General features: G+C 69.6%; 14 protein-coding genes and 1 pseudogene. 6 read left to right on the forward strand and 9 right to left on the reverse strand.

Going from position 1 to position 22,667, the window contains the following annotated elements; all coding sequences use genetic code 11:
* The 3 genes from KRR26_RS33090 to KRR26_RS33100 form a co-directional block, all read left to right on the forward strand.
* A partial coding sequence (locus KRR26_RS33090) for a tetratricopeptide repeat protein (RefSeq protein ID WP_217081776.1) occupies window positions 1-595 on the forward strand: 595 nt, incomplete at its 5' end.
* Between the two features lie 14 nt (window positions 596-609).
* Window positions 610-1,590, forward strand: coding sequence for a serine/threonine-protein kinase (locus KRR26_RS33095; RefSeq protein ID WP_321202777.1), 981 nt, complete (start codon window positions 610-612; stop codon window positions 1,588-1,590).
* Window positions 1,591-1,685: 95 nt separating this feature from the next.
* Window positions 1,686-1,859, forward strand: a complete 174-nt coding sequence (locus KRR26_RS33100) for a hypothetical protein (RefSeq protein ID WP_199723805.1) — start codon at window positions 1,686-1,688, stop codon at window positions 1,857-1,859.
* Between the two features lie 28 nt (window positions 1,860-1,887).
* Here the strand turns inward: KRR26_RS33100 and KRR26_RS33105 are convergent, their stop codons facing one another.
* The 7 genes from KRR26_RS33105 to KRR26_RS33135 all read right to left on the reverse strand — a co-directional run bounded on the left by KRR26_RS33105 (window position 1,888) and on the right by KRR26_RS33135 (window position 10,157).
* On the reverse strand, window positions 1,888-3,054 hold the full coding sequence (locus KRR26_RS33105; protein ID WP_217081777.1) for a cysteine desulfurase family protein: 1,167 nt from the start codon (window positions 3,052-3,054) through the stop codon (window positions 1,888-1,890).
* The gene (locus KRR26_RS33110) at window positions 3,051-4,172 is read right to left on the reverse strand and encodes a DHH family phosphoesterase (RefSeq protein ID WP_120206845.1); all 1,122 of its coding nucleotides are present in this window, start codon (window positions 4,170-4,172) and stop codon (window positions 3,051-3,053) included. The genes KRR26_RS33105 and KRR26_RS33110 overlap by 4 nt, the downstream gene beginning before the upstream one ends.
* 206 nt (window positions 4,173-4,378) lie before the next feature.
* Complete coding sequence (locus KRR26_RS33115; RefSeq protein ID WP_120206844.1) at window positions 4,379-5,218, reverse strand: Fic family protein; 840 nt, start codon at window positions 5,216-5,218, stop codon at window positions 4,379-4,381.
* A 120-nt stretch (window positions 5,219-5,338) separates the two neighbouring features.
* On the reverse strand, window positions 5,339-6,676 hold the full coding sequence (locus KRR26_RS33120; RefSeq protein ID WP_120206843.1) for an ATP-binding protein: 1,338 nt from the start codon (window positions 6,674-6,676) through the stop codon (window positions 5,339-5,341).
* Window positions 6,677-6,730: 54 nt separating this feature from the next.
* Complete coding sequence (locus KRR26_RS33125; protein WP_217081778.1) at window positions 6,731-7,678, reverse strand: branched-chain amino acid transaminase; 948 nt, start codon at window positions 7,676-7,678, stop codon at window positions 6,731-6,733.
* Between the two features lie 94 nt (window positions 7,679-7,772).
* Entirely contained in the window at window positions 7,773-9,188 is a 1,416-nt protein-coding gene (locus KRR26_RS33130) for a patatin-like phospholipase family protein (RefSeq protein ID WP_328707251.1), read from the reverse strand.
* A 27-nt stretch (window positions 9,189-9,215) separates the two neighbouring features.
* Complete coding sequence (locus tag KRR26_RS33135; RefSeq protein ID WP_217081779.1) at window positions 9,216-10,157, reverse strand: AAA family ATPase; 942 nt, start codon at window positions 10,155-10,157, stop codon at window positions 9,216-9,218.
* A gap of 218 nt (window positions 10,158-10,375) precedes the next feature.
* Here KRR26_RS33135 and KRR26_RS33140 point away from each other — a divergent pair, with 218 nt between their 5' ends.
* Entirely contained in the window at window positions 10,376-10,570 is a 195-nt protein-coding gene (locus KRR26_RS33140) for a hypothetical protein (RefSeq protein WP_233577073.1), read from the forward strand.
* 117 nt (window positions 10,571-10,687) lie between these two features.
* Here KRR26_RS33140 and KRR26_RS33145 read toward each other — a convergent pair whose 3' ends face one another.
* Window positions 10,688-14,974, reverse strand: coding sequence for a response regulator (locus KRR26_RS33145; RefSeq protein ID WP_217081780.1), 4,287 nt, complete (start codon window positions 14,972-14,974; stop codon window positions 10,688-10,690).
* A gap of 3,093 nt (window positions 14,975-18,067) precedes the next feature.
* Window positions 18,068-19,438 (reverse strand): annotated as a pseudogene (locus KRR26_RS37905) (glycosyltransferase); the annotation flags it as partial.
* A 225-nt stretch (window positions 19,439-19,663) separates the two neighbouring features.
* Here KRR26_RS37905 and KRR26_RS33155 point away from each other — a divergent pair.
* The gene (locus tag KRR26_RS33155; protein ID WP_217081782.1) at window positions 19,664-21,019 is read left to right on the forward strand and encodes a DUF4912 domain-containing protein; all 1,356 of its coding nucleotides are present in this window, start codon (window positions 19,664-19,666) and stop codon (window positions 21,017-21,019) included.
* A gap of 26 nt (window positions 21,020-21,045) precedes the next feature.
* Window positions 21,046-22,638, forward strand: a complete 1,593-nt coding sequence (locus KRR26_RS33160) for a glycoside hydrolase family 57 protein (protein WP_120206837.1) — start codon at window positions 21,046-21,048, stop codon at window positions 22,636-22,638.
* Window positions 22,639-22,667 lie beyond the last annotated feature (29 nt).

Genomic DNA, 22,667 nt, shown 5'->3' on the forward strand with positions numbered 1-22,667 from the left:
CAAGGCCGCGCCCCGAGGGGCCGCCCCGCCACCGGCCGAGGCGCCGCCCGCGGGTGCGCCCGCCGCCGCGCCGGCCGCTCCGAGCGGTGGTGGCGCGGGGCCCGCGTCCTCCGTGGCGGGGCAGCGCAGCAAGACCGAGGTGCAGGTGGCGCTGGCGTTGGAGCAGGGCCACCGGGCGCTGGCAGCGCAGGATGCTCGCTCGGCGTTGGCGCAGTTCGAGTCCGCGCTCCAGGCGGATGACCGGAACCTGTCCGCGATGCTCGGGCGCGGCGCGAGTCAGTTGGCGCTGGGGAAGGCGGCCGAGGCGCTCTCGACGGTGGAGCGCGCGCGGGCGTTGAACCCCCGGCATGCGGACCCATACTTCTGGTTGGCGTGCGCGCAGCTTCGGCTGAACAAGCGGGCCCAGGCGCTGGAGGCGCTCAAGGGCGCCGTGGGCCGCGGCTGGGCCGCGCCGGAAGGACACTGGCTGGTGGATGCGGAGCTCAAGCGCCTGTCCGATGCGGGCGCGGAGTTCCAGCCGCTGCTCAAGCAGGCGCGCAGCCGCAAGCGGCCCGCGAGCCGCGAGCCGCAAGGATTCGGAAGCGCCAGCCCGTGAACCCGACGCCCCCCGTGTCGAAGCCTGTGCGGGTCTTCGGCAACTACGAGATCCTCTCGGTGCTCGGCAAGGGAGGCATGGCCGAGGTGTATCGCGCGCGGGTGCGCTCCGGCCCTTTCGAGGGCTGGACGGTGGCGCTCAAGCGGCTCTTGCCCTCGCTGACGCGAGACCCCGCTTCGGTGACGCTCTTCGCTCGCGAGGCCCACCTGTCCCGGCAGTTGGATCATCCCAACATCGTGAAGGTGCTCGACGCGGGGATGCTCGAGGGCGTCTCGTTCATCGTGATGGACCTGGTGGACGGACGGGACCTGGGGCAAATCCTCCGCCGCTGCAAGGTCCGCGGCATCCCGCTGCCCATCGACTTCGCGGTGTACCTGGGCAAGGTGCTCATGGAGGCGCTCGCGTACGCGCACACCGCCACGGGGCCGGGCGGCGAGCCGCTGGGCATCGTCCACTGCGATGTGTCTCCCTCCAACCTGTTCATCTCGCGCGTGGGGGAGATCAAGCTGGGCGACTTCGGCGTCTCGCGCGTGCTGGTGGATGGCCAGCTCCAGGGCGGCGAGGTGCTCGGCAAGCCGTACTACCTGTCGCCGGAGTCTCTCCAGGGCGCGGTGAGCCCGGAGGCGGACCTGTGGGCCGCCACGGTGGTGCTGTACGAACTGCTCACGCTGCATCGCCCGTTCACCGGCGCGACGCCCGAAGAGGTGTTCGCGGGCATCCTGTCTCGGAACTACCAGCCGCTGCGCAGCCTGCGCCCGGACATTCCGGAGGCGCTGGAGGACGTGGTTGCCCGCGCCTTCTCCGAGCGCATCGAGGACCGCTTCCCCTCGGCGGAGGCGTACGCGCATGCCCTCGCGCCTCACTACGACGAGCGCGTGGGGACGCCGCTGGCCATCGCCGCGGTGGTGCGCGGCCTGTTCGGCGCGAGTGATGACACCGCGGGGGCGGCCAGCGCCGCGGGCGAGTCCCAGGGCCCCGGCAAGGGCGTGGGCTGAGCAGGGGGCGGTATGGCTCCTTGGTCTCGGTTGGAGGTCCACGTCTGGATGCGGACCTTTCCTTCCGCGTGCCCGAGCGCGCGTGGAGGAGAGCGATGGCAACCGAGCCCCGTCCCGACACCCCCGAGGTCGAACCCGAGCGAACCGTGAGGCCGCCCGGCTTCGAGAGGCATCCTCCCAAGCCCGGTGAGGCGAAGGAGGGCATCCCAGGCTACGGACAGCCCGACGAAGAGGTCCGCGAGCAGAAGCTCCCAGAGCAAGACTGGTAGGTGGGGCACGCCGTCCCGGTCGGACGGCTCAGGCGCTCCGACTGACCGGAGCCTCCGTCACGGCGCGGACGCGGGGCACATGGGTTCGCAGCGCGCGCACCACGTGCTCCACCTCCTGCCGGGTGGTGCCTGGCCCCACGCTGAAGCGCACGCTCGCGCGTGCCTGGGTGGGGGAGAGCCCCATCGCCAGCAACACGTGCGAGGGTGTCAGCGTCCCGGACGAACACGCCGCGCCCGACGACGCGCAGATGCCCTCCAGGTCCAAGGCCATCAGCAGCGTCTCCGCTTCGACACCCTCGAAGCGCACGTTGCTGGTGTTGGGAACTCGCGGAGCTCCGCCTCCGTTCACGATGACGCCCGGCAGGCAGGTGCGCAGCTCCCGCTCGAAGAGGTCCCTCAGCGCGCCTTGCTGCTCCGCGCACTCGCGTTGCTCGGTGGCCGCCAGCTCCAGGGCAAGCGCGAGGGCCTCCACGGCGGGCACGTTCTGCGTGCCGCCTCGGCGGCCTCCCTCCTGGTGGCCCGGGACGAGCGCGCGAAGGTCCACGCCCTTGCGCACCACCAACACGGCCGCGCCTTGCGGACCCCCGAACTTGTGCGCCGACAGCGACAGCAGGTCCGCGTCCACCTCGCGCAGCGTCAGCGGCACCTTGCCCGCGGCCTGCACCGCATCGGTGTGGAAGAGGATGCCTCGCTGACGACACGCGCGGGCCAGCTCCGCCACGGGCTGGAGCACGCCCGTCTCGTTGTTGGCCCACATGAGCGAGCACAGCGCGGTGTCCGGAGTGAGCGCCTCGAGCAGTGCCTCCAGGGGAACGTGGCCATCGGCGCGCGGGGCCACGCGAATGACCTCCGCGCCTTCTCGCTCCAACTGCGCGAGGGCGGCCAACGTCGCGGGGTGCTCGATGGTGGAGGAGACCACGCGGCGGCGCTCAGGATTCGCCCGCGCCGCGAAGGCGCCTCGGAGCGCGAGCGCGTTCGACTCACTGCCAGAGGCCGTGAAGCAGACCTCCTTCGGCTCACATCCCAGGACTCGCGCTACGCGCGCGCGGGCCACGTCCAGTTGCGCGCGGGCCTCGCGTCCCGCCGCGTGCACGCTGGAGGCATTGCCGAAGCCGCCCTGCGAATAGGTGTGCGCGAGCAGCTCGCTCACCTCGGGGCGCAGGGGCGCGGCCGCGTTGTAATCCCAGTAGATCACGTGTCCTGCGCCGACAGCAGCGCGACGGGCCGCTCATCCGAGACGCCGAACGACTCGAGGAAGCGCGCCACCAGCTCGCGCTTCAGGGCCTTGCGCTTGTTGATGTTGCCGGACAGCGGGAGCCGCGCGCCGGCCATGCTGCCGTGACCACCCGACGAGCCGCCGAAGTCCTCGCAAATCTCCCGGATGAGCCGCCCCGCGTTCATGCGCCGGTCCTTCACGCGCAAGCTGAGGAAGAGCTGGTTGCGGAAGGTGCCGTACGCGAGCGACCACTTCATGCCCTCGAGGAACATGAGGCGCTCGGCGACCTCGGCCACCATGTCCGGGGAGTAGATCTCCTCCAGGTCCGTGATGACGGCGGTTCCGTACACCTTCGCCCGCTCGATGGCCGTGTGGTACATCTGGAAGTAGCGCGCGGGCAGCTCAGGGTGCTCGATCTGCCCCAGCAGCGACTTGTCGCAGCGCGGGAACAGCCACAGGTAGCTGTCCACGTCCGTCTGGGTCGTCTCGCGGCCCAGGTCCCGCGTGTCCGCCTTGATGCCGTAGAAGAGGCCCGTGGCCACCTCCACCGAGGGCTCCAGGCGCGCGGCGCGCAGGTACTCCACCAGCATGGTGGACGTGGCGCCGAAGTCACCGCCCACGTCCGCGAAGGGCGCCTGCAGGCTCTCGTCGCGCAGCGGGTGGTGGTCCACCACGATGTCCGCGCGCAGCCGGGACGGCAGCGAGTGGTTGGCCACGGGCGGCTGCGTGTCCACCAGACCAAACAGGTCGTATTCGGTGAAGTCGATCTGCGACACGTGCGACACGGGCAGCCGCAGCACCTTCACGAAGGCGATGTTCTCGGCGCGGCCGATGATGCCGCCGTAGCCCACGTGGGCCTCGATGCCTGCCCGGCGCTCCAGCAGGTGAGCGAGCGCCACGGCGGCCGCGAGCGAATCCGGGTCCGGGTTGTCGTGCGTGAGGATGAGGGCCCGGTGGTGTCCCTTGGTCACTCGAAGCAGGCGCTCCAGCTTGTCGCGGGCGGGAAGATGGGCGAGCCGCGCTGGCGGGGGCTCCGTCAGCTCGCCGCCGGAGGCAACCGGAGCGCGACGGCTGTGGAGAGAGTGGGTCACGGGCATGGGTGCTCTTCTTTACTTCCTCCGGCTCGCGGTTTCGAGCCGTCGGATGTCCTCCCGATGACATTCGGGAAGCGGGTCTCTGGCACCTCAATGGTGTCGACGCGCCGCCCGACCTTCACCAGGAGCCCGACCGGCAGGGGCCCGGGTGCCCCCACGCCGGGCGGGCGACACGTCACCCCGAGTGGGGGGACATGTCGCCCCGTCGCCTACTCGATGGCCTTGTACTTGCGATTGAGGTCGCGGAAGTACTTCACGCCGTTGTCGAGCGAGTTCTCCATCGCGTCCATCAGCACCGTGCGGAACGCGGCCACGGGGCCCCGGAAGGACTCGTAGTAGCGCTGGCGATCAATGGAGTGGATGACGGCGGGCATGTAGCCGTTGCGCAGCAGGATGAGGTTGCTGCACATGCGCCCCACCTTCCCGCTGTGCTCGGTGAAGGGGAAGATCTGCAGGAACTCGTGCTGGACCGTGGCGGCCTGTTTGATCGGATGGAACTCGCGGAACTCGGCGCCGGCCGTGTAGTCCACGAGCTTCTCCAGCCGGGCCTGGATCTTCGCGGGCTGGGTGATGTCGTGGAAGTAGGTGCGGTGCAGCGGCATGTCCTTGCGGAAGCCGGCGCGGTCGCGCTCCTTGGCCAGTTCCTTCTCCGTGCGCTCACGGCGCTCCATGCGCGCGCGCTCGGTGAGGGCCTCGGGCGTGTTGCCGAGGAAGAGGTCGTGGATCCGCTTGATGGTGGTCAGCGTGATGGCGGCCTGCTTCTTCGCGCCCTGGGACTCCTCGCGGATGTAGTCGCAGGCGGCCTTGTGGTTCCGGACCTCCAGCACCACGGGGATCATGGAGGCTTCGGCACTGGTGCGCGCGGGGAACAGCGCCGCCATCAACTCCTGATGGGTGTAGACCACGCCCTCCAGCGCGGCGTCGTGGTAGATCCACGACATCTCGAACTTCTCGAGGAACTCGCGCGCGGGCGCCTTGTCCTTGTAGATGTCGAGGTACTCGCGGAGCGCCTCGTTCTTCTCGTCGATGTCCTGGTAGCGTTCCTTCACGGACTGCGGCTCCTTCTTGCTCCGGGCCTCCGCGGGCGCTGTCCGGGAGCGTGCGCCGGGCGGTACAACGGCACGCGGATTCTAGAAATTCCAAGCGTTTGGAACAAATAAATCCCCACACTACAGGTTGACGAGGAACACCTCGCACGCCTGGTCGAGCAAATCCTTGGACAGGGCGGGGGGGAGCTGGCGGTAGCGGGCGGCGTCCTTGATGAGGGACACCAGGTCGCGGGGATGGCAGGCGCGCAGGTGCATGCTGCGGGGCTTGTAGTAGTGCTCCAGCAGGTAGGTGACGGCCTGCTCCACGTAGGGGATGCCCGCGGCCTCGCAGACCCGGCGGAAGATTTCCCGGTACGTCTCCTCGTCCGGGTCGCCCACCTCAATCTTGTACTTGATGCGGCGCAGGAAGGCCTCGTCCACCAGCTCCTTGGGGTCCAGGTTGGTGGAGAAGACGAGGAGCTGATCGAACGGGATCTCGAACTTCTTGCCCGTGTGCAGGGTGAGGAAGTCCACCCGCTTCTCCAGCGGGACGATCCACCGGTTGAGCAGGTCCGTGGGGTGCACCTTCTGCCGGCCGAAGTCGTCGATGAGGAGCATGCCGCCGTTGGCCTTCACCTGGAACGGCGCCTCGTAGAAGCGCGTGCCCTCCGAGTAGATGAGGTCCAACGTCTCCAGCGTCAGCTCACCGCCCACCACCACCGAGGGGCGCCGGCACAACAGCCACCGGTGATCCATCTCGAAGGTCTGCCGGCGGCCGGATTGATCGCGTCCCATCTCCAGGGGCACGGGCGTGTGGATGAGCCGGTCGTAGACCTTGATGATCTGGTTGTCGATCTCCAGGCAGTGCGGGACGAACACCTCGCCACCGAACATGTGGGAGATCGCCTCGGCCAGACTCGTCTTGCCGTTGCCCGGCGCGCCGAACAGGAACAGTGAGCGGCCCGAGTTCACCGCGGGGCCCAGCTTGTCCATCAGCTCCGCGGAGACGGTGAGGTGGCTGAGCGCCATCACCAGGTCCTCCTGGCTGACGACGGGGGTCTCCTCGGTCTGGCTGCTGATGAGCGCGTTGTATTGCTCGATGGGCACCGGCGCCGGGCCCACGTACGTGCTGCGCGTGAGCGCGTCGCGCGCGTACTCGCGGCCCTTCTCGGTGAGGATGAACTCCACGGAGGCGCGGCCGAAGCCCTTGCCACCCCGCAGGTCCACCAGCTTCTCCGTCGCGAGGAAGTCCACCACCTGCTCGACGACGCCCGTCCACGGCAGGCGCATCTCGTCGGCGATGCCCATGCCCGTGCCGTTTCCCGTGTAATACAGGTACTTCAGCGCGATATCGGACAGCAGGCCCATCTTGAGCCCCGTGTCCTCCAACGACTTCGGCTCCCCCGGAGCGATGTCGAGGATGGCTGGGTTCTCAAGCTTGAATGGATTGTCTTCGAACGAATACCCGGCGGGAGGCATCGGGTGGGGTTGTACTCGATTTCCCCCCGCCGCCGGGATGTCACGGGGATGTCGTCAAACGTAGGTGAGCCAGTCGGCGTACTTCGGCTCCTGGCCGCGGACGACGCGGAAGTACGTGTCCTGGACGAACCGGGTGATGGGGCCGGGCTTGCCGGCGCCGACCTGGCGGTCATCCACCTCGCGCACGGGGGTGATTTCCGCGGCGGTGCCGGTGAAGAAGATCTCGTTGCAGATGTAGAGGGCGTCGCGCGTGAAGGTGACCTCCTCCACGGGGCGGCCGCTGTCGCGCAAGAGGCGCAGCACGGTGTCGCGGGTGATGCCGTCCAGGATGGGGGAGGAGAGGGGCGGCGTCTTGATGATGCCCTTCTTGTTCACCATGAAGAGATTCTCGCCGGAGGCCTCGGCGACGAAGCCGCTGATGTCCAGCATGATGGCCTCGTCGTAGCCGGCGAGCACCACCTCGTGTTTGGCGAGGATGGAGTTGACGTACTGGCCGGTGATCTTGCCGCGCACCATGTTGACGTTCACGTGCATACGGGTGAACGAGCTGACCTTGGCGCGGATGCCCTCGCGAATGCCCTTGTCACCCAGGTACGCGCCCCAATCCCACGCCGTGATGGCGGCGCGGGTGGGGTTGACCGCGCCCAGGCCCATGGCGCCGTCGCCCATGAAGACGATGGGCCGCAGGTACGCGCCGTTGGCGAACAGGTCCCGCTGCCGGCGCAGGAGCTCCAGCGTGGCCTCGACGAGGTCGTCCTCGCTGTACGGCAGCTTGAGCATGCAGATGTGCGCCGAGTCGAGCAGGCGCTGGATGTGCTCACGCAGCCGGAACACGGCCAGCCGCCCGTCGTGCGTCTTGTAGGCCCGGATGCCCTCGAAGACGCCGAGCCCATAGTGGAGCGCGTGCGTCATCACGGGGACCTGGCCCTCGTCCCAGGCGACGAACTTCCCGTCCAACCAGATGTGATTCGCGCGCAACGTGCTGTTGCTGGTCGAGCTCATGGGGGTTCCTTCCAGAGGGGAGGGGGAGGACCGCGCGACATCTTTCCCCGACCCATCAGGGAGGTCAAAGCGTGAAAGTCCCTCGTGGGGACATTCAGGCAATGGGTGGAAGCGGGGCGAGCATCCGGCGCAGGAAGGGCATGTCCTCGGCCAGGGCCTTGCGGCCGAAGTGCAGCGCCTTCGAGGCCAGCTCGACCGAGGGCACCACGTCCAGCGGTGACAGCGTGCGCGTGAACTGTTTGACGTGGTGGGCGTAGGGCAGGTTGGGCCCCACCGTCATCGCGGCCAGCCGCTGAAGTGGAATCCACAGGGGCGTGGCGAGTCGAGGCGCGAAGCCATCCAGCGCGAGGATGAACGCGTTGCGCGTGCCGATGCGGCCCTTCGCCACCGCGCGCCACGCGGCCTTGGCGGGCAGGTTGTCCACCAACCCGCCATCGATGAGGCGCGCCACGCCGTGCTGGGCCATGAGGCCATCCAGCAGGCCGTGCATGTGCGGATCCTCTCGCAGCACGTCGTAGTGGATGACGCCGGGCAGCGCGGACGAGAAGCCCGCGGCGTCCAGCGCGTCGAAGTCGGCCGTGTCGTCGTCCGCGCCCAGGTGCAGGCGCAGCGTGATTTCTGGCCGGGTGAACAGCTCGGAGATGGCGCCGACCGCGGCCTGGAGTCGCCGCGCGACGCTCGCGGGGTTGAGCAGTCCCAGGGGGCTGGGGCCCAGCAGGCGCTCGTAGTACTCGAGCGGGCGGGGGAGCATGCCGCGGCGGATGCCTCCCACGGCGATGAGCGTGGGCACCGGCAGATCCTTGAGCCGCATGCCGCTGCCCTCGGGCCCCGCGCCGAAGAAGCGGCCCAGGCCCGCGCGCAGGAACAGCCGGAGGGCCGCGGGCACGCCATACCGGCTCTCGGTGGAGATGAAGCGGAAGAGCTTCCGGAACGACAGCCCCCGGACGATGTTGATCATCTCCGTGGGGTCGAACCGGGACATGCGCGAGCGCATCAGCGCGAGGATGGCGCCCATGGACGTCCCCGCGAGCAGCTTGGGCTCCAGGCCGTGCTCGGCCAGGAGATTCATCGCGCCCAGGTAGACGAACGCGGTGCCGCCTCCGCCCCCCGCGACGAGCACGAGCGACTTGTGGCGGACCTCGTGGTCGATGGCCTCTCCTGACACGCGCGCGCGCATGCGGCGCACCAGCGCGTCTCGGGCCTGGAGGCTCTGCTCGCGCAAGTCCCTGACGTGCGGGACGAGCCGGTCGCGGGTGATGGGCCGGCTGCCCTTCAGGATGGGGCCGAGCCGACGCTCCACGTCCTCGCGAAAGGGCGTGAGCTGCGCGCCGACGCCCACGTCACATCCCTCGCTGCGGACCTTGTAGAGTCGCGCGAGGGACAGGGCCGTGCGCAGGATGGCCTCCTCGCGCGCGTCGAGCAGGCCGGGGCTGGCGAGCGATGCCCGCACGAGCGCCAGCTCCATCTCCTCGAGCGGCCGCGTTATCTGGAAGCGTTCCTTCAGGAGCACGGAGGGGCGTTCACCAAGAGGCCGTGCTCACGCCTGGGCGATCTGCGACAGGTTCGCGCGGGCCTTCTCGATGTCGCCCTCGTACTTGAGGACGAGGTTCAGCGTGGAGGCCACCATGTCCGCGGTCAATGACTCGGCGTTGAGCAGGGCCAGGCTCTGCGCCCAGTCGAGCGTCTCGCTGATGGACGGGGCCTTCTTGAGGTCCAGGGCGCGGATGGCCGCCACCGCCTCGATGACCTGCTCGGCGAGCGTCTGCGGCACCTGCGGCAGCCGCGCGCGGACGATGCGCAGCTCGCGCTCGCGGTCCGGAAAGTCGATGTGCAGGTGCAGGCACCGGCGCTTGAGCGCGTCGGAGAGCTCCCGGGCGTTGTTGGACGTCAGCACCACGCGGGGGATGTGGCGGGCCTTGAAGGTGCCCAGCTCGGGGATGGTGACCGCGTTGTCGGAGAGGACCTCCAGGAGGAAGGCCTCGAACTCGGGGTCCGCCTTGTCGATTTCATCCACCAGCAAGAGGGCAGGGCGCTCCGAGAGCTGGGCGCGCAGGATGGGGCGCGGCAGGAGGAAGCGCTCGGAGAAGAACACCGCGTCGCCGCTCGCGAGCCGGTCCGCCGCCTCGGCGAGCGTCCGGGCGCCCTCGGTCATCTCGCCAATCTTGTCCTTCAACAGCTGGGTGTAGAGCAGCTGCTTGGCGTACTCCCACTCGTAGAGGGCCTTGGCCTCGTCGAGCCCCTCGTAGCACTGGAGACGGATGAACTCGCGGTCCAGCGCCGTGGCCAGGGCCTTGGCCAGCTCCGTCTTGCCCACCCCCGCTGGGCCCTCCACGAGGATGGGCTTGTCCATCCGGTCCGCGAGGAACGCCGCGGTGGCGATCTCGGAGGAGGACAGGTATCCCACCTGCTCCAGCCGGCTGGAGGCGTCTTCCACGCTGGCGAACGGGCGGGTGGCGGTCGTCGGATTCGAGGGGTTCACGAGCGGACCTTAACCGAGGGGTTCCTTTGAAACTGCGGCAAAAATGCCAGGGTCTTGGTCGGAATCTCCACGCCCAGCCCGTCCTGCCGCCCTGCAACCCTTCGGAATTTGGGTGAGAAATATTTTTCGCACCCTGGGCACGCACTGTGCATCTCTATGCGCGCACCCAAGAAACAGCAGCGAGGTCGGCAGTCATGTGGGCGTGGTTGAGGATGGCGATGGCGGTGGTGGTCGTGTTCATGCCGGGCGGCTTTCCGCTGCTCCTGGCATACATCGCGGCACGCACGCTGCGTGCCCGGTGGCGCGAGGCCCGGATGGCCGCTCGCGCGCACGGCCGCAGCCTGTCGGTTCGCGACGTGGTCGCGAACCTTCACTTCAAGGACCTGATCCGCGAAGCCCGCGCGGCGCTGTAGGCGCCGGGAGTCCGGCGGGTGCCGGATGTCCGTCAGCGGGCGGACCGTGGATGAGGTGAAGCATCAACGCAAGGGGCCCCGCTCGGTTGGTCGAGCGCGGGCCCCTCGCTTTTCTGGCTACTTGTCCAGCTCGTCCACCAGGGCGGTCCAGTCATCCTCTCCGGCGGCGGGGCTGGTGGGCAGCTGCATCACCACCGTGCGGTCCGACGGCTCCTCCAGGTCCTCGCCGAGCGGTACGGGCTGCGGCGGGGGCTGAGGCGCGGCCTTCTTCGCCGCCGGGGCCGCCGCGGGCTTGGCGGCGGCGGGCCTGGCGGGCGCCTTGGCCGGGGTGGGCGCAGCGGCGGGGACCACCGGGTTGAGCTGGGTGCGCAGCTCGGCATCGCCCTCGTCCGGGACGGGCGCGGGCGTCTTGCTCACGGCGGCCTTGGCGGCCGGGGCGGGCGTGGCGGCAGCGGCGGGGGCCTTGCTCTTGTAGCGAGCCAGCTCCAGCTCGGCGACCTTGAGCGCCTTGCTCTTCTCCTGCACGGACTGCTGCAGGCGCGCGACCTCCTGGGCCTTGATGGCGTCGCGGCGCTCCAGCTCCGCCTTCTGCTTGGCGGACTGCTCCTCCAACTCCTTGAGCTGGCGGGCCTCCAGGTCCTTGCGCTCCTTCTGTGCCGTGGCGAGCCGCGCGGCGGTCTCCGTGGCCTTGCTCTCGGCGGCGGAGACGCGGGTGGTCAGCTCCTTCTCGACGCGGACCTTGCCGCTCTGCGCGTTTTCGACGGCCAGCTCCAGGTCCTGGATCTTCTTCACGCGGGCCGCGAGCTGTCCCTGGACGTCCTTGAGCTTGGTGTCGGCCTCGGCGGCGCGAGCCTGGGCCTCCTGGCCGAGCTGCGCGATGCGCTGCTCCGCCTTGGCGAGCTTCGCGGCGAGGTCATCCGCGTGCTTCTTCGCCTCGCCAGCGGCGGCCTGGGCCTGCTGCGCCTGCTGCTGGCTGCGCGCCTCGGCCTGCTGGAGCTGGCCCGCGATGCCGTCGCGCTCCGCGACCAGCCGCGCCTGGGCCTGCGACGCGCCCTGGAGCTGCCCGTCGCGCTCGGCGATGACCTTGCGCGCGGTGTCCAGTTCGCCCGAGACGCCCGAGAGCTGCTGGCCCATGGCGTCCGCGTGCTTCTTCGCATCGGCGGCCTGGGCCTGGAGCCTTCCCTCGAGCTGCTTGAGCTGCTCGGTGCGGGTGGCCACCTCGCGGTTGAGCACCTCGCCCTGGCGCATCTTCTCCTGGGTGACCTGAGTGAGCTTGCGGAGCGTGTCGGACAGCTCCTTGCCCTTGGTGGTCAGGTCGTTCTGGAGCAGCTCCTCTCGGCGCTGCGACTCGTTGGTGAGCGCGTGGTGGCGCTCCTCGAGGTCGTGACGCGCGTCCTCGGACTGGGCCAGCGAGGAGGTGAGGCGCGTGACCTCGGCGACGCGCTCACCCAGTTCGTGCTTGGTGACGATGAGCTGCTCGGCCAGGTCCTCGCCGTGGGCCTGGGCCTCGGCGAGCTGTCCTTCGAGCGCGGCCTGGGCGCTGGCGGCCTGCTGACGGGAGGTGACGTGCGCCTGCTGCTCGTGGGCCAGGGCGTCCCGCGTGGCCGCGAGCTGTCCCTGCGTCTCGGCGAGTTGGCGCGACGTGGCGTCCAGCTCGGACACCAGCCCATCGCGCTCGCCCGTGAGGGCCTGGATCTGAGCGCTCGTTTCTTCCGCCAGTCGGGCGTGCGCGGCCCGTTCGGCCTCGTAGTTCCCCTGCGTCTCCGACAGCTCGGCGCGAAGCTGACCGATCTGCCCGGTCAGCTCCTGCTCCAGCTCGTTCTTCGCCTGGCCGAGCGCCTGCAACTCGGCGATGCGCGCGTTGCGCTCCTGGGTGGTGCGCGCCAGGGAGTCGTTTGTCTCCTGGAGGGCGCCGCGCGTGTCGTTCAGCTCCGCGTCCAGCGCGTCCCGCTGCTGGGTGGTGGTGGCGAGCTGCTCGCGGGTCTGCTCCAGCGCTCCCTGGGTCTGCGCCAGCGTCTGGCTGGTGGCGTCCAGCTCCCCGCGCGTCTCTGCGAGCGTCGCTTCCGTGCTCGCCAGGGTGGCCTGGGTGTCCGCCAGCGTCTGCTCGGTGCTGGCGAGCGTGCCCTGCGTCTGTGCCAGGGTGTGCTCGGTGCGGGAGAGCGTCTCCTGGGTCTGCGCCAGCGTCTGGCTGGTGGCGTCTAGCTCGCCGCGGGTGCTGGACAGCGCCTCCTCGGTCTGGCCCAGCCGGGTCTGCGTCTCCGCGAGCTGCTGGCTGGTGGCCTCCAACTCGCCGCGTGTCTCGGCGAGGGTGGCTTCCGTGCTGGAGAGCGTGGCCTGGGTGTCCGCCAGCGTCTGGCTCGTGGCTTCGAGGTTGCCGGTCAGCTCGGCGATGCGCGCGTCGCGTCCGGCGACGTCCGCCTGGAGCCCCTCGACGGTGGCGTCGCGCTGGGCGACGGTGTCCTCGAGCGAGGCCACGCGCGCCTGGAGCTGCTCACCCTGCTGCTGAGAGGCCTCGAGCTGCTCGGTGAGCGCCTGGATCTGTCCGGTGAGGTCGGCCTCCTGGGCCTCCTTCGCCGCGCGCAGCTCCTGGAGCTGGCCCGTGAGGTCCTGCTCCAGCGCGTCCTTCGCATCCTGGAGCGCCTGGAGGCGGCCCTGGAGGTCTTGGATCTGCCCGGTGAGGTCCTGCTCCAGCTCGTTCTTCGCCTGGCCGAGCGCTTCCAGCTCGCCCGTGAGTTCGGCCTCGCGGTCCGCGAGGTGGGCCTTGATGGCCTCGACCTCGCCCTCCAGCTCGCCGATGCGCTCCAGGTGCTGCTGGATGGTCGAGTTGAGGTCGGCCTCGTGGTTCTCGTTGCGGGTGATGGTCTCCGCCAGCTCGCGCTCGAGCGAGGAGATCTTCGAGTCCCGCTCCTCGACGCGCTGGGTGAGCTCCGCCTCCTGCGCGTCCTTGTCCAGCTTGAGTTGATCGCGCTCGCCCGTGGTGCGAGACAGGTCGCCCTCGAGGTCCGCGACCTGCTGCGTGAGGCGCTGCTCGAGCGCGGCGCGCTCGGCATTGAGGCGTTCGATCTCCGCGTCGGAGCGAGCGGCGTGCTCCTCGGCGGTGGCCGAGCGCGTCTCCAGGCCGCGGACCGTGTCGTCGCGCTCCTGCTCGGTGCGCCGCAGCTGCTCCTGCACGGCCTGCAACTCGCCGGTCAGCTCGGCGTAGCGCTGATCCCGCTCGCCGATGGTGCGACCCAGCTCGGACTCGAGCCCATCGCCGCGCTCGCGCAGGCGGGCGATCTCCGCCTCATGGGCGCGCCCGGTCTCCTGGAGACCTTGCTCCTTGACCTCGAACTCGAGCGTGACGACGCCGAGGTGCTTCTCCAGCTTGTCGTACTCGCCATTGAGGCGGTCGATCTCCGCGGCCCGGCGCCCGAGTTCGTCGTCGCGGTTGTGGACCTCCTTGCGAAGGACGTTGATGTCCTTCTCCTTGGAGGCGACGACCTCGATGAGGTCCTTCTCCGCGGAGAACTTCTGCAGGAGCAGGTCGTCCACCGTGGCGCCGTGCTCGCGCTCCTTCTGGACGATGGACTGTTGGGCGTCGTTGAAGCGACGCAGCAGATCATCCACCTGCATCTTGAGGCCCTGCAGCTCCACGTCCTTCTCGTGGAGGCGGTCCTCGACGGACAGGAGCTCGCGCTCGCGCACGCTCCAGATCTCCGAGAGGCGAGCGAGCTGGGCCTCGCGCCCCTTCAGCTCGTCGCGGAGGATCTGGATCTTCCCTTCCGGCGTGCCCATCAACTCGCGGCGCGGGGGCGGGCGCTTGAGCTGGCGCGACTCGGCGAGCAGCTCCGCCTTGCGGTCCGCGATGGACTGGAAGGCGCGGTCCATGAACGCGCGATCCTCGTCGGTGATCGCGCTGCGGCGCTCGCGCTTGGGCAGGCGAGGGGGGCCGCCCGCGTTGGTGCGCAGCGGCGGCGGCATGGGCGGCGGAGACTCGCGCGGGGCGTTCCCGTTGAGCGCCGCGTCCAGCGAGTCATCCGACTCCTCGCTCCCGGGCGTGACGATGCCGGCACTCATCGAGGCCAGCTCGCCCATCTCGAAGGGGATGACGAGGTAGCCGTCGGCCGCGCCTTGCGTCTGACGGTGTTGGTTCAGCCCCTCCACACCCGTATCGGAGGAGAGCAGGAGGACCTTGAGGTTCTGGCCCCACTTGCCCTTCTTGATCTGCCCGCAGAGGGTGAACCCGGACTGATCCGGCAGCTCCGCGCGAACGACGACCAGATCAGGCCGGCGCTTCTCCAACTCGCGTTGAGCGTCCGCGGACGTCGCCGCCATGGCCGTCTGGTAGCCCGCGCTTTTGAGCACGGTGGCCATGCTGAGGGCGAAGTCGTTCTGGCTTTCGACGATGAGGACCCGACGCTCCATGAAGCCCTTGACCCAGCAAAAAGTGCAGTGAAAACCGGAACATCCTACCGGCCGGCAGCAAGCCTTGGAAAGTTTCCAAGCGTCGCTCGGTTGGCTGCCTCACGAGTTGCGGCCACGGACCGGACCTTCAGGGCCGGGATCCGAGGCGCCCCGAGGCGTTTGCGGGCCGTCATCCCGCCCGGGGAACGTCGTGGGCGGGGTGTGCCGAGCAAAGCGGGTTCCCTCAGGAGGGCAGTAGCCGTGGGCGAGCTGGGCGAACCAGGCGTTGAGGGCCGAGGGTGGAGGCTCGGGCGAAGGCCCTTCGTCATCCAGCTCGGCGTCCTCGTGCGTGGCGTCGGCCTCCAATACCTCGTCGGCGCTGATCTCCTCGGGCTCGTCGCCTCGGCCGCGCGCGGACAGCGGGGAGACCTCGTCGAGCTCCTCATCCTCCAGCGGTTGGGCGTCTGACGACGAGATCTCCTCGGGCTCGTCGTCCGCGGGCGTGTAGGTGCGCAGCGAGGCCTTGAGGACCGGCGGAGTGGCGGGACGGGACGACAGGTCCACCGGCGAGAGCCGGGGAGGGGGCTGGCGGGGAGGAACGGGCGGCGGTGCCGTGGCGCGCGGGGGGAGCGGGGGCGGGCGATCCGTGTCCGAGAGACTGCCGCCTCGGATGGGGGCCTTGCCCGACTCGAAGAGGACGGGGATGCGGGTCGAGGCCGTGCGAGGGGGCTCCGCGACGGGCAGTCCCCCGCGAATGGGCGGTCGGTCCGTGTCCGACACGGTGTTCAGCCGAGGCGGAGTGGGGCGCTCCGTGTCGGTGACGCGCGCGGGATCCGGGCTGCGCGGTGGAAGGGCCGGGAAGGCCCCGGTCGAAGCGGTTCGCGGCGGCTCCGTCTTCGTTGTCCCGCGGCTCGGCACGAGGGAGCGCATCGGGACGATGGGGGTCGGGGCCGGCGGCTCGTGGTCGTCGACCCACGCGGCCGAGGGGCGCTCAGGCGTCGTCGGACCGCGGGCGGGCGACGGAGGCGGCGGCTCGTCGCGGTCCGAGGGGCTTGCTCGCCGAGAAGGGGGCTCGTCGCCACGCTCCAGCGAGGCCGGCCGGCGGACGATGGGCGTGGGGGAGTCCGCCTCGCGCTCCGCGGAGCCCGGCTTGCGGACGATGGGGGTGGGGGCGGGCGGCTCCTCGTCTCGCTCGATGGACGGAGACTTGCGCGCACCGGTGTCCTCCGCGTTGCGCGCGGCGATCTCGGGCGGCGTCGGTCGACGAACCGTGAGTGCGTCGTCGTCGCGCTCGACGCGGCTGGGCGATGCGGTTCTCCGAGGCGCGTCGTCTTCGCGTTCAGGTCGGCCTGCGGTGGTCAGCCCGCGAACGGCACCATCTTCGTCACGCTGCGAATCTTCGAGACCCAGCGGGCGCCGGACGATGGGCGTGGGCGACGGCGCGTCACCTTCGCGTGCCGCATCGTCACTGGAGTTCGCGCGTCGCCTGCTGCTCGTGGCCTGCGAGGTGTCGCGGTCCTCTGGCGGGTCTTCGAGCCCGAGCGGTCGGCGGACGATGGGGGTCGGAGACGGCGAGTCCTCCTCGCGCTGCGAATGATCCGTCCGCCTCCGACGGTGCCCGTTCGAGAGAGACGAAGCCCCGGGCTCGCGCTGCGGCTCATCGAGACCCAGAGGCCGGCGAACGATGGGCGTGGGCGACGGCGATTCCTCGTCGCGAGATGCGCTGCTTGAGGAGCGCGAGCGGTGGTTGCCGCTCCTGGGCGATAGGCCCTCGCGCTCGCTCGGCCGATCCTCGAGGCCGTGGGGACGGCGAACGATGGGAGTCGGGGAGGGGGCCTCATCCTCGTGCGCGGAGGTCGTGGTGCTCAGCGCGCTTCGCAGCTGCGCTGCATTGGCGGGGACCTCATCCTCGTGCCCAGAGCCCGAGTCATTCGGTCCGCTTCGCTGCTGCGCTGCATTGGCGGGGACTTCATCCTCGTGCCCAGAGCCCGAGTCATTCGGTCCACTTCGCTGCGTCGCTGCGCGGGCTGGCGCTTCACTGTGGCTCAGGGATTCCGCGTCATTCAGCGCGCTTCGCTGCGGCGCAGCACGGGATCGACCTTCATCATCGCTCGGGGCAGCTGCAGTGGTGTTCGCGCTTTGCTGAACCGATGACTGGGACGAGGCTTCGTCGTCCCTCAGGGATGCGGTGTCATTCAGCGCGCTTCGCTGGGTCGCAGCGCGGGTGTGAGGTTCATCGTCGCTCGGAGCGGCTGCGGTGGTGTTCGCGCCTCGCTGACTCGCTGAACGGGACGAAGCCTCGTCGTCTCGCTCAGCGAGCCCAGGTTCCTCGGATTGCCGAGCGATGCGCTCGGATGCTTGCGCCGCATCCTCACGGTGGAGGGTGTTCGTGGAGTCAGCGTGCTGGCCGTCGTTCGCGAGTGACGCTGCGGCCTGTTCGTTCCGCGCGTCTTCGGAGTTCGATGAACGCTGAACCGTGGACGGAGGCGATCCTGCTTCGTCGCTGTGCTCTTGGTCGTCTCTGCCGTGCGTCCTAGGGGGGAGCGACGCGTCATCCTGGAGTTGCGCACGCTCGCCTGCGGCGTCCTGCGAAGAGGCCGACGCGTCCTCGTGTTGTGCGCTCTCTCCACTGTGTGACTTCAGGAGATTCGCGGCAGCGTCGCGGGTCTTCGGGTTCGTCCCCGCATCGCTGGCCTGTGCCCGCGCGGTGGAGCCGGAGGCGTTGTCTTCTGAGGTCGAACCCAGACGCTCAGGCAGCGGACGCAAGCTGGTCGCGGGTGCCTCGGCCGAGGCGTTGCCGGGAGCTGTGCCGGCCACTGTTCCGGTGTCGACTTCTCCACGGTGATTCGTGGCGACAGCGCCGTTGTTGTCCGGGGCCGCTGCGGTGGTTGGCCCGAGGGTGCTTGCCTTGGGCTCGCTGCTCCCTGGCACGGCAGGAAGCTCCACCTTCGACGTCGTGCGCGCGGAGACGGCGACATCGACTGCGGACGCGGTGCGTGCCGGGGCCGACTTCGGCGCGGTCGGCTCCTCGACGAGCAGGCTCGCGTCGCGCGGAGTCTTGTCCGGTGCGGTGGGAATGGGGCTCACCGTCGTGGCGGCCTCATCGGAGGGTTCCTCCCTGAGCGGGAGCCCCATCACGACGGGCGGCTCGGCCGGGCGGGCGTCTGGCTCCGTCTTCACGAGCCGACGATCGAGGCGCTCCTCCACCACCTGACCCACCACGATGGGCGCGGCCTCGCGTGCCTCCTGGGCCGCATCCAGGGTCTGGTTTCGCGGCGCGGCGGGGCTGGGCGCGGACGACTCGACGGAAGGCTCCGAGACTCCCAGCAGCGCCAACCGGTTGGTGGGCGTCCCCGTCATCGTGACGTCGGGGAGCGACTCACTGGAGTCGCCGGTCGGGCGCGGCCCGCGCTTCTCCAGCAGCCCGTCGTAGAGATCGAGGAGCCGGCCTCGGATGCGCCCCGCTTCCAGCGCGGTCTCCGCATGCGCTCGTGCCGCTCGGCCCAATGCCAGCCGCCGAGGAACATCCCGCGCCAACTCGATGATCCGATCCGCCATCGCGCGGACATCCCCAGGCGCGAAGAACACAGCCGCGCTCGAGGGGATGAGCTCGCGAGTGACGGGCAGCTCCGCGGCGATGACCGGGCGCCCCGCGGCCAGGTACTCGGACACCTTCGCCAAGGGCCCGCCCTGCATCCGGTTGCGCTCGGAGTCGTCGAGCGGCAGCACGCCCACGTCCGCCAGCGCGAGCACCTTGGCCAGGTCGTCATGCGCGACCGGTGGCTGGAACTCCACGAGGTCCTGGAGGCCCTGCTCCCGCACCAGATCCTCCAGGTGCGGTTTCCAATCCGGATGCTGGGCGCCCACCAGCGTGAGGCGCACGGGCTCCTGCTTCGCGGCGAGGGCCGTGGCGCGCAGCAGCAGGGGCAATCCCTGCCAGCCCACCTGACTCCCCAGGTACATCATGCGCAGCGGCTTGCCGTCCGGGAGCCCCACCACGCTCGGGGCATACGGCGTCAGGTCCACCGGCGCGCGGAGGACCCGGACCTGCTCCTCCGCCGCACCAAGCCCTTGGATGAAGCTCCGAGTCGTCTGCGAGCCGGTGATGACGAGGTCGGCGTTCATCAGGCAGAACAACTCCTGACGCCGCACCTTGGAGAGGAAGCGCCGATCGCCCTCCAACTGCGGATGGGTGAAGCGGAGCTCCTGCGACGGGAACGTCTGCGCCTCGTAGATGAGGCGATAGCCGTAGTCGCCCTTCAGCTCGCACAGCGCATAGCCGCCGAAGGGGTCCGTGAAGTGGGCGAGTGCGTAGTCCTCGCTCTCCAATTGGCGGCGTACCGCGCGCTCGAAGGCTTGGATTCGCGACGCGAGGTCCCCCGAGCCCACCGGCACGCGCAGCAGCCGCGCGCCCTGGTACTTCTCGATGTGGGAGTGGTCTGGCGTCTTGGCGGAGAGCACGACCACGGTGAAGCGGTCGGGCAATGCCTTGAGATACTCCGTCAATCGACGCGAGGAGCCCGACGGACCCGGAATCACGTCGAAGCTGCACAGGAGGAGTCTGGGCAGGTCGCTCAAGCGGGGCGCAGGATACCGGGACGTTTCCTAGGTGTCATGGGGGACGGATGAAGAAGCGGGGTCCGCAGACCAACACATGTAGTGCTGACACGTTGACCCTCCGCGTGCCGCGACCTAAAGGCGAGGGTGTCCATGGACCACCTCAAGCGTGTCACCGTGAGCTACCTTCGAGAGCTGGCTCGGAAGCACCTCGGCCCTGGCCACCGCAAGAAGAACAAGCAGCAGCTCATCGCGGCACTCGCGGCCTATGTCCCGGTCCTGGCTCGGCTGGTGCGCAGTGCCGGAGGGAGCCTCCTGCCGCGGCTCGAAGCGGCCAGGGACGCCATCCGCCGCAAGGCCCGAAGAAAGTCCCAGAAGCGGACCGATGCCTCGTCACAGAGTGCCGGGGCTGGTGAGACCCAGGACCTGGACAGCACGGCGGAGCAAGACTCCGGTTCCACAGGCGGTGTCGAGAAAGCGCGGACGCAGACCGACACGGCTCGTGGCGTCGCGACCACCAAGCCGGCCCACGTCGTGAATTTTCCACCCAGGCTGCGCGGGCATCCCACGGCATCGGGCGCCACGCGTGGGCAGGAGTCCCTCTCCGCGACTGAAGAGGTCGCCGCGCAGGTCGCTGCCGTGGAGCCGCCACAGCACCCAGCCGAGCCCTTGGTGGAGGGCTTCTTCGTCGCGCGAGTCGCGGGCGAGCGCGAGGCGCGTCGGCATCATCTGTTGGAGGAGCAGGCCAGGTGGTTGCCGCCCGCGGACCAGTCCTCCGAGTACGACGAGCATCTGGGCGAGCTGCCGCTGGACTACGAGGACGATACGGCGCTGCTGATGCCGCGCGACCCTCATACGCTGTTCGTGTTCTGGGACTTCAGCGCCGCCACCCGCGCACGCGCCTTGGAGGGCTTGGACGCTCCCCGCGCGGTGCTCAAGGTGTTCGAGGGTGAACAGCTCGTGCGCGAGGTGGAGTTCGCCCTGGAGTCTCGCAGCTTCTACATCCACGGGCTTCCTCCGGGGCGGCCCTATCGTGTGGAGGCGCACTTCATCGCGAAGGATGGCAGTGGGCGCCGGATTGGGGGCTCGACGAACCGCGTGGTGCTGCCGCCCTCGGGGCCGTCCTCGGACACCTCGGTGCGCTTCCTGCGCATGCCGACGGGCTTCGAGGCCGCGCGGAGTGACATGGCGGAGACCGCGGCCACCGCGCACACTCGCACCGCCGAGTTCGAGGAGCGCGAGTACATCCGCTGGCGCCGAGTCCAACTGCCCGGCAGCTCGGGGGCGCTGGACATCCCCGAGCTTGAGCGGGAGCGCATCGCGCGCGCTGTCCCACCGCAGTCCTCCGGTCCCGGTGTGCCCACCGAGTCGATGCCTCGTGGACCGGGCGCATCGGATCAGCGCTACCTGAGCGGCGTCGCGCGGCCTCCCGGCGCGTCGGATCAGCGCTACGCGCGCTCCGAGAAGGAAACCCCCGAGCCAACGCCCTCTGGGCGTGGCCGCACGTGAACCTCCAAGGACACCCAGAACGACCTATGAGCCCGGGCTCCCTCGCGCTGGTCCTGCACGCGCACCTTCCCTTCGTTCGCCATCCCGAGCACGAGAACTTCCTCGAGGAGGACTGGCTCTACGAAGCCATCTCCGAGACGTACCTCCCGCTCTTGAGGGTCTTCGACTCGCTGGCCGACGAGGGCGTTGCGTTCCGTCTCTCGATGACGCTGTCGCCCACGCTCGTCACCATGCTGCGCGACGAGTTGCTGATGTCGCGCTACGCCCGGAAGCTCGACCAGCTCTGCGAGCTGGGCGCTCGGGAAGTGCACCGCACGCGCGATGACCCCACGTTCGGTCGACTGGCTCGCTTCTATCGCGACCACTTCGAGTCCCTGCGCGTCCTCTTTCGCGAGCGCTATCGGCGCGACCTCGTGGGCGCGTTCCGTCGACTCCAGGACGCGGGCCACCTGGAGATCCTCACCTGCAACGCGACCCATGGGTTCCTGCCGCTGATGCAGCAGACGCCCGAGGCCGTGCGCGCGCAGGTGACGGTGGCGGCCAATCACTATCGCCAGACGTTCGGCAGAGATCCCGCGGGCATCTGGTTGGCGGAGTGTGGTTACTTCCCCGGGCTGGAGCGCGTGCTGGCCGCCGAGCGCATCCGCTACTTCTTCGTGGACACGCACGGCCTCACGGACGCCACGCCTCGACCGCTGCATGGGCCCTACGCGCCCATCTTCACCGAGGCGGGAGTCGCGGCCTACGCACGCGACCCCGAGAGCTCCCAGCAGGTCTGGAGCACCGAGCACGGGTATCCGGGCGACCCGGACTACCGCGAGTTCTATCGCGACATCGGATGGGACCTGGACCTGGACTACGTCCGGCCCTTCATCCAACCCACGGGCGAGCGGAAGAACACGGGCTTCAAGTACTACCGCATCACGGGCAAGACGAACGACAAGCGCCCCTATGAGCCCGACGTCGCGCGCCAGCGTGCCGCCGTGCACGCGGGCAACTTCCTGTTCAACAGACAGCGCCAGATGGAGTACCTCGCCACGCGAATGGGAGGACGCACGCCCGTCGTCGTCGCGCCGTACGATGCGGAGCTGTTTGGCCACTGGTGGTTCGAGGGACCGCACTTCATCGAGGCCCTGCTGCGTCAGGCCGTGCACGCCCGCGAGCAGGTGCGGTTGGTGACACCCTCAGATGACCTGCGAGCGCATCCGGAGAATCAAGTGGCCACGCCGCCGCTGTCCTCCTGGGGGGCGGGGGGCTACGCAAACATGTGGCTGGATGGCTCCAACGATTGGATCTACCGCCACCTGCACCACTGCTCGCGCAAGATGGTGGCGCTTGCCCGAGACTTCCCCGATGCGTCCGAGTTGCGCCGACGCGCGTTGAACCAGGCCGCGCGTGAACTCCTGCTGGCGCAGTCCTCCGACTGGGCCTTCATCATGAAGACCGGGACCATGGTGGACTATGCGGTCCGGCGCACGCAGGAGCACCTGCTGCGTTTCCTGCGCCTGCATGATCAGGTGCGCTCGGGCGCCATTGACGAGGGGTGGCTGGCGCACGTGGAGGGGCGGGACAACTTGTTCCCGGAGCTGGACTACCGGGTGTACCGGCCCGCGGGGTGACGGATTCGGGAAGAGGCGCGCGCGCGAGG

Source organism: Citreicoccus inhibens, assembly GCF_019039035.1.
In the GTDB taxonomy this organism is placed as follows: Bacteria; Myxococcota; Myxococcia; order Myxococcales; family Myxococcaceae; genus Citreicoccus; species Citreicoccus inhibens.